The 5736-nt window shown below is 49.7% G+C and carries 6 protein-coding genes; all 6 read left to right on the forward strand.

Going from position 1 to position 5736, the window contains the following annotated elements:
- Positions 1-259 precede the first annotated feature (259 nt).
- The 6 genes from C5S61_RS00235 to C5S61_RS00260 all read left to right on the forward strand — a co-directional run bounded on the left by C5S61_RS00235 (position 260) and on the right by C5S61_RS00260 (position 5580).
- Positions 260-679: a hypothetical protein gene (locus tag C5S61_RS00235; RefSeq protein WP_110513109.1), complete on the forward strand. Its 420-nt coding sequence runs from the start codon at positions 260-262 to the stop codon at positions 677-679.
- A 273-nt stretch (positions 680-952) separates the two neighbouring features.
- Positions 953-1951, forward strand: a complete 999-nt coding sequence (locus C5S61_RS00240; protein WP_110513111.1) for a hypothetical protein — start codon at positions 953-955, stop codon at positions 1949-1951.
- Positions 1952-2077: 126 nt separating this feature from the next.
- Positions 2078-3238: an aminotransferase class I/II-fold pyridoxal phosphate-dependent enzyme gene (locus C5S61_RS00245; protein WP_110513113.1), complete on the forward strand. Its 1161-nt coding sequence runs from the start codon at positions 2078-2080 to the stop codon at positions 3236-3238.
- A gap of 16 nt (positions 3239-3254) precedes the next feature.
- Complete coding sequence (locus tag C5S61_RS00250) at positions 3255-3530, forward strand: hypothetical protein (RefSeq protein WP_110513115.1); 276 nt, start codon at positions 3255-3257, stop codon at positions 3528-3530.
- Positions 3531-3562: 32 nt separating this feature from the next.
- Positions 3563-4255 carry a glycosyltransferase family 2 protein gene (locus C5S61_RS00255; protein ID WP_110513117.1) on the forward strand — a complete coding sequence of 231 codons (693 nt, stop codon included), beginning with the start codon at positions 3563-3565 and terminating at the stop codon, positions 4253-4255.
- A 38-nt stretch (positions 4256-4293) separates the two neighbouring features.
- A complete protein-coding gene (locus C5S61_RS00260; RefSeq protein WP_110513119.1) occupies positions 4294-5580 on the forward strand; it encodes an adenylosuccinate synthase in 1287 nt (428 codons plus the stop codon).
- Positions 5581-5736 lie beyond the last annotated feature (156 nt).

Genomic DNA, 5736 nt, shown 5'->3' on the forward strand with positions numbered 1-5736 from the left:
CCCGATCCCCAACCCCTATGTTCTATGCTCTTTCTGCCTGAACTATCGACTTCATCCTTCATCCCTCATCCTTCATCCTTTGATTCAGGGGTTGACAAGGCGTGTATGATGCGTTCGTCAACTTTGCACCAGCGCAATTGATGTGCCTTAACAACCAAAAACAGTGTGCCAAGCAATTGGACTAACGTTTAAGGAACGGTTTGTAAAATTGATACGTCATGATGGCGTAACAATAAACACTTACTAGGAGGATGGTCGAATGCAACGGTTTTTTGGGTATGTATTACTCGTCGTATTAATGGTTGGCTTAGTTGGCTGTGGCGGTGGGGTAACCGATACAACGATTCCTGCGCCTCCAAGCAGCAGCGAATATCAAAAAGGCCAAGATCCAACCTTGGATATTATGGTCGATAGTTTCGGTCAAAGCATGGCCAGCAGTGGCACAAGCACAACCAATAAATTCTATATTTCAACCGCAAGCACGGAAGAAATTAAGAATTTCTATACCACTGAAATGACCAAGCGTGGTTGGAAAACCATCGAATCACCATCACTTCCCGATACGACCTCAGTCAACTTCCAAGCAGATACCAATGTGGCTGCAATCAATATGATTGATATGAGTATGGCTGGTGGTACGGGGATTCTGGTTATTACAACTGGCACCAACGTCAAATAAGGTTCCAAATCTGCAAGGTTTACGCTGGCCCTCAGTGTTGAGCAAGTGCTTAGGCTGAGGGCTTTGTGTCGCCGATTGCCAGACTTTGGATGGGTTGTAACCTTTATAGTGATATTGGCGTACCAAAGCTTGTGATTATTACCACACAGTTGTTGGTAGGGCACGTTTGTGATTTGAGAGTTTGGAAGATGGGTGGCGCGATCATTGCTAAGTAGGAACCCTCTTGGCAGTAGGAATGCCGACAACAGATTTTATTTAGGAGGATTGACCCTCATGTCAAAACGGACGATTAGCGCAATTTTAATTGCCCTAGCATTAAGCGCTTGTGGCAGCACTGCCGCTCCAACCGCAACCACGGCTCCAACTGCAACCACAGCGCCAACTGAAGCTGCGATGCCAACGGCAACCGAAGCAGCAGCTGTTGAACCAACCCGCGACACTGGCAGCCCTTCAACTGATGCAGCTGAAATTCCAGCTCCACCGCAAAGCGAGCCATACGTCAAAGGCGAAAACGCCATTATTGACGCAGCTATTGGTGGCATGGAAGGCGAATTCGAAAACCAAGAAAAACAAACTGGCTTGGATCTCGAACCATTGACCTACTACATCACCGAAGAAACTCCTCAAACCATGGTGGATTTCTACGAAGGTGAAATGGCAAACTACGGTTGGGGCACGGGCCAAGTTCAAGACCAAAACTTTGGTAAAGTATTGGTTTACCCAAGCGCAAGCTCACCAACCACGGTTGCTATGATCGGCGTGTTGGATCTTTCAACCGTTGATACCAGCATGAACCAATCGATCATCTTCACGACTGTTGGTCGTTTGGGTGGCGGTGGCAGCACCATGCCTGACGCTACTGCTGAAATCGGCGGCAGCGATCCACTGCCAGCTGGCGACTTGAGCGATATTCCAGCGCCACCAAGCAGCGAAGAATACAAAGCTGGTGATGATGCTGTGACCGATGCGTTCATGGAAAGCTTTGAAAAAGGTTTTGCTGGCAGCGCTGGCGATACCAATGTCTTGGGCAAAGCAGCCTATGTTTCAACTGCTACCCCTGCAGAAATCAAAAGCTTCTATGACACCGAATTAGAAGCTGCTGGCTGGATGGCTATGCCTGTTGGCGATAGCACCGGCATGGCTGGCTCACAAACCTTGACCTACACCAACATGAGCGCTGGCGAAGCCTTGGTCATTATGACCGTCGAACGCGCGAGCATGGGCATGGGCGATGGCATTTTGGTCATCGCTATCAAAGCCGCTGCTCAATAAGCATTTGATTGGCTCGTTCAATCGATTCCCCCTGGATTGCTGCGGCGATTCAGGGGGATGTTTTTTTGCAAAATGGCTGTGGTATCATAGACCAGCAAGCCAAATCAAGCAGCCAAGGAGGCAGCCATGACGCGTGAGCGACTTTCTGCAAGGGTGCAGAGCGTTCCACCATCAGGGATACGGCGGTTTTTTGATATTGCTGCCACAATGGAGAATGTGATTTCGCTCGGAATCGGCGAGCCAGATTTTGTCACGCCCTACACGATTACCCAAGCGGGTATTCGTTCGTTGCAACAAGGCAAAACTGCCTATACCTCAAACTCGGGGACGATCGAGCTGCGCCAGGAATTGCAAAAACATCTCAATCAGCTGTATGGGATTAATTATGATCCTGAGAATGAGTTGTTGATTACGGTTGGGGTCAGCGAAGCCTTGCAAAATGCAATGTTGGCCACCATCGATCCTGGCGATGAAGTAATTATTCCTGAGCCATGTTTTGTGGCCTATGGCCCAAGTGTGGTGTTTGCTGGCGGGGTTCCGGTCTATGTCAGCACCTCGGTTGAGCAAGAGTTTCAAGTAACTCGTGAGGCAATCGAGGCGGCAATTACGCCCAAAACCAAAGCGATTTTAATTGGCTATCCCAATAATCCAACTGGTGCGGTAATGAGCCGCGAACGCTTGTTGGATATTGCTGCATTGGCCGAACAATACGATCTCTTGGTTTTCTCCGATGAGATTTACGATCGCTTGGTCTATGGCGTTGAGCACACCAGTTTTGCCCAATTGCCTGGTATGCGCGAACGCACAATTTTGCTTGGTGGCTTCTCGAAGGCCTACGCGATGACTGGCTGGCGATTGGGTTGGTTGGCAGCCTCAGCAGAAATTGCCAATGCTGTGCGCAAAATCCATCAATACGCTATTATGTCTGCGCCAACGGTTGCCCAATATGCTGGTTTGGCAGCCTTGCAAACAGGCGAAGAAGATGTGCAACGCATGGTCAGCGAATACGATCGTCGTCGCCAAGTAATTGTGGCTGGGTTGCGCCAAATTGGCCTGCCAACCTTCGAACCACAAGGCGCGTTTTACGTGTTCCCCCAAGTTAGCAGCCTGGGGCTAACCAGTGAAGCCTTTGTTGAAGGCTTGCTCTATAATGAAAAAGTTGCGGTTGTACCAGGCGATGCCTTTGGGCCAAGCGGCGCTGGCTTCGTGCGTATGTGCTACGCAACCAGCATGGATAATATTGAAACCGCCTTAGAACGAATCGAGCGCTACGTTCGTTCATTGTAATTGTAAAGGATGCGCCATGAGTACCGAATCACCTGTTGTCTGTACCCGCTGTAAACGCCAGCTTACGCCTGATGATGTGCGCATGGCGCAGCCTTTGATTACCTTCAAAGAGCTGGTGCAAGCAGCTTTTAAAACCCCTTCCCTGTTGAGTGCAACCTTACCCGATGTACCCTACTGCCCAGAATGTCGCGTGATTATTGCCAAACAACGCCAAACAGAACAACTTAAATTCTTGGGAGCGGCAATTGCCATTCTGGCTATTTTGATTGTGCTTGTGTTGTTTGTGTTCTAGCTGCATTGCTGCTTGGGGATTTTTAGGAAAAAATGATGCTTTTATCTGTGTTAATTCCTTGCTACAATGAAGCAGCAACGATTGCAAAAATGCTAGAGCGCTTGGCGCAAATTACAATTCCAATGCAATGGATCGCCGTCGATGATTGTTCGAAAGACGCTACCTATCAGGTCTTACAACAATTAACGACAACCTACCCACACATGCAGGTTGTGCGGCATAGCCACAATAGCGGTAAGGGCGCAGCCATTCGCACGGCCCTTACCCACGCAACTGGCGAGATTGTTGTGATTCAGGATGCCGACCTCGAATATGACCCCCAAGATTTTTATGAATTGATCAAACCCATTGAAGCGGGCTTGGTTAATGTTGCGTTTGGTTCGCGCTTTATGGGTCGGCATACCGGCATGTATTTTTGGAATGCTATTGGCAACAAAGGTCTCACCTTTTTAACCAATTTGCTGTTCAACTGTTGGATCTCCGATATGGAAACCTGCTACAAGGTCATGCGCACCGATATTATGCGCTCGATGAACTTGGTTTCTAGCGATTTTCGGATTGAGGCAGAAATAACGGCGAAGGTTCTGATGCAGGGTGAGCGAATTTTTGAAGTGCCAATTACATACTTGGGGCGTACCTACGAAGAGGGCAAGAAAATGCACCCCAAATATGGCTTTTTGACGGTTTGGGCGTTATTCCGTTTGCGTTTGCTCGGTCGCCCATAACCACGGTATTTGCTCCTCTTACAGAAAAGGTGATACATATGCCAGTCGTTGCAGTTCTTGGCGCTCAATGGGGCGACGAGGGCAAAGGTCGTGTTGTCGATTTATTGGCAACCAAAGCCAAAATGGTTATTCGCGCTGCCGGTGGCTCCAACGCCGGCCATACCGTGATCAACCCGCTTGGCACATTTAAATTGCACCTCACGCCAGCCGGAATTTTCGATGCCAATGTGGTTAATATTATCGGCGCAGGCACGGTCATCGATCCTGCGGTCTTGATGAAGGAACTTCAAGCCTTGCGCGAGGCCAATGTTTCGCTTGATAAATTGTATATCAGCGACCGCGCCCATGTCGTGATGCCCTATCACGTTTCGCTCGATGCGCTCGAAGAAAAAGATCGTGGCGCAAACGAAATTGGCACTACCAAGCGTGGCATTGGCCCAGCCTATGTTGATAAAGCTTCGCGCATGGGCATTCGCATGGGCGATTTGTTGCACGAAGAAACCTTGCTTAGCCGCCTAACCAGTGTTTTGGAATATAAAGGTCGCGTGCTGAACAAAATGTATAGCGCTCAGCCGAGTGCATCGTTGCACGATATGTATTTGCAATATTTGGAATTTGGTCGCCAACTCGAAGCGCATATCGTGCCAATCCATGGCATGGTGCAAGATGCCTTGCGCCGCGATATTCCGATTTTGATCGAAGGCAATCAAGGGGCCTTGTTGGATGTTGATTATGGCACCTTCCCCTATGTGACTTCAACCGCAACTGGCTCAGCAGGAGCATGCCAAGGCGCTGGGATTCCGCCGATGCGTTTGAATGGCGTGGTGGGGATTTACAAAGCCTACACAACCCGCGTTGGCGGCGGCCCCTTCCCAACCGAATTAACCGATGATCTTGGCGAGCATATTCGCCAAGCCGGCCAAGAATTTGGCACGACTACTGGGCGGCCTCGGCGGGTTGGTTGGTTCGATGCAGTTGCGGCCCGCTACGCAGCAGAAATCAATGGCATTAGCTCAATCGCCCTAACCAAGCTCGATGTGCTTGATGATGTTGAGACGCTGAAGATTTGTATTGGCTATCGCTGGAACGACACCGAGCTTGATTCGTTCCCATCGTCGATTTCGGTGCTGAGCCAAGTCGAGCCAATTTACGAAGAATATCCAGGCTGGAAAACCAATACCAGCGATGCCCGCACCCTTGATGAGTTGCCCGAAGCTGCGCAACGCTATGTGCGCCGTTTAAGCCAATTGGTTGGCGTGCGCTTGGGTATGATTTCGGTCGGCCCATCGCGTGAGCAAATGGTGGCCTTGCAGGAAATTTTCTAAGGGAAAAAGTTCCCTCACCCCCCAGCCCCCTCTCCCACTCAATGCGGGCGAGGGGCTGTCTCTTATACACATCTCCGAGCCCACGAGACTAGCGCTCAGCTCGTATGCCGTCTTCTGCTTGAAAAAAAAAAAAGAAATCCTCTGCTGGAACTGTCG

This window comes from Herpetosiphon llansteffanensis (assembly GCF_003205875.1).
GTDB classification, from domain to species: domain Bacteria; phylum Chloroflexota; class Chloroflexia; order Chloroflexales; family Herpetosiphonaceae; genus Herpetosiphon; species Herpetosiphon llansteffanensis.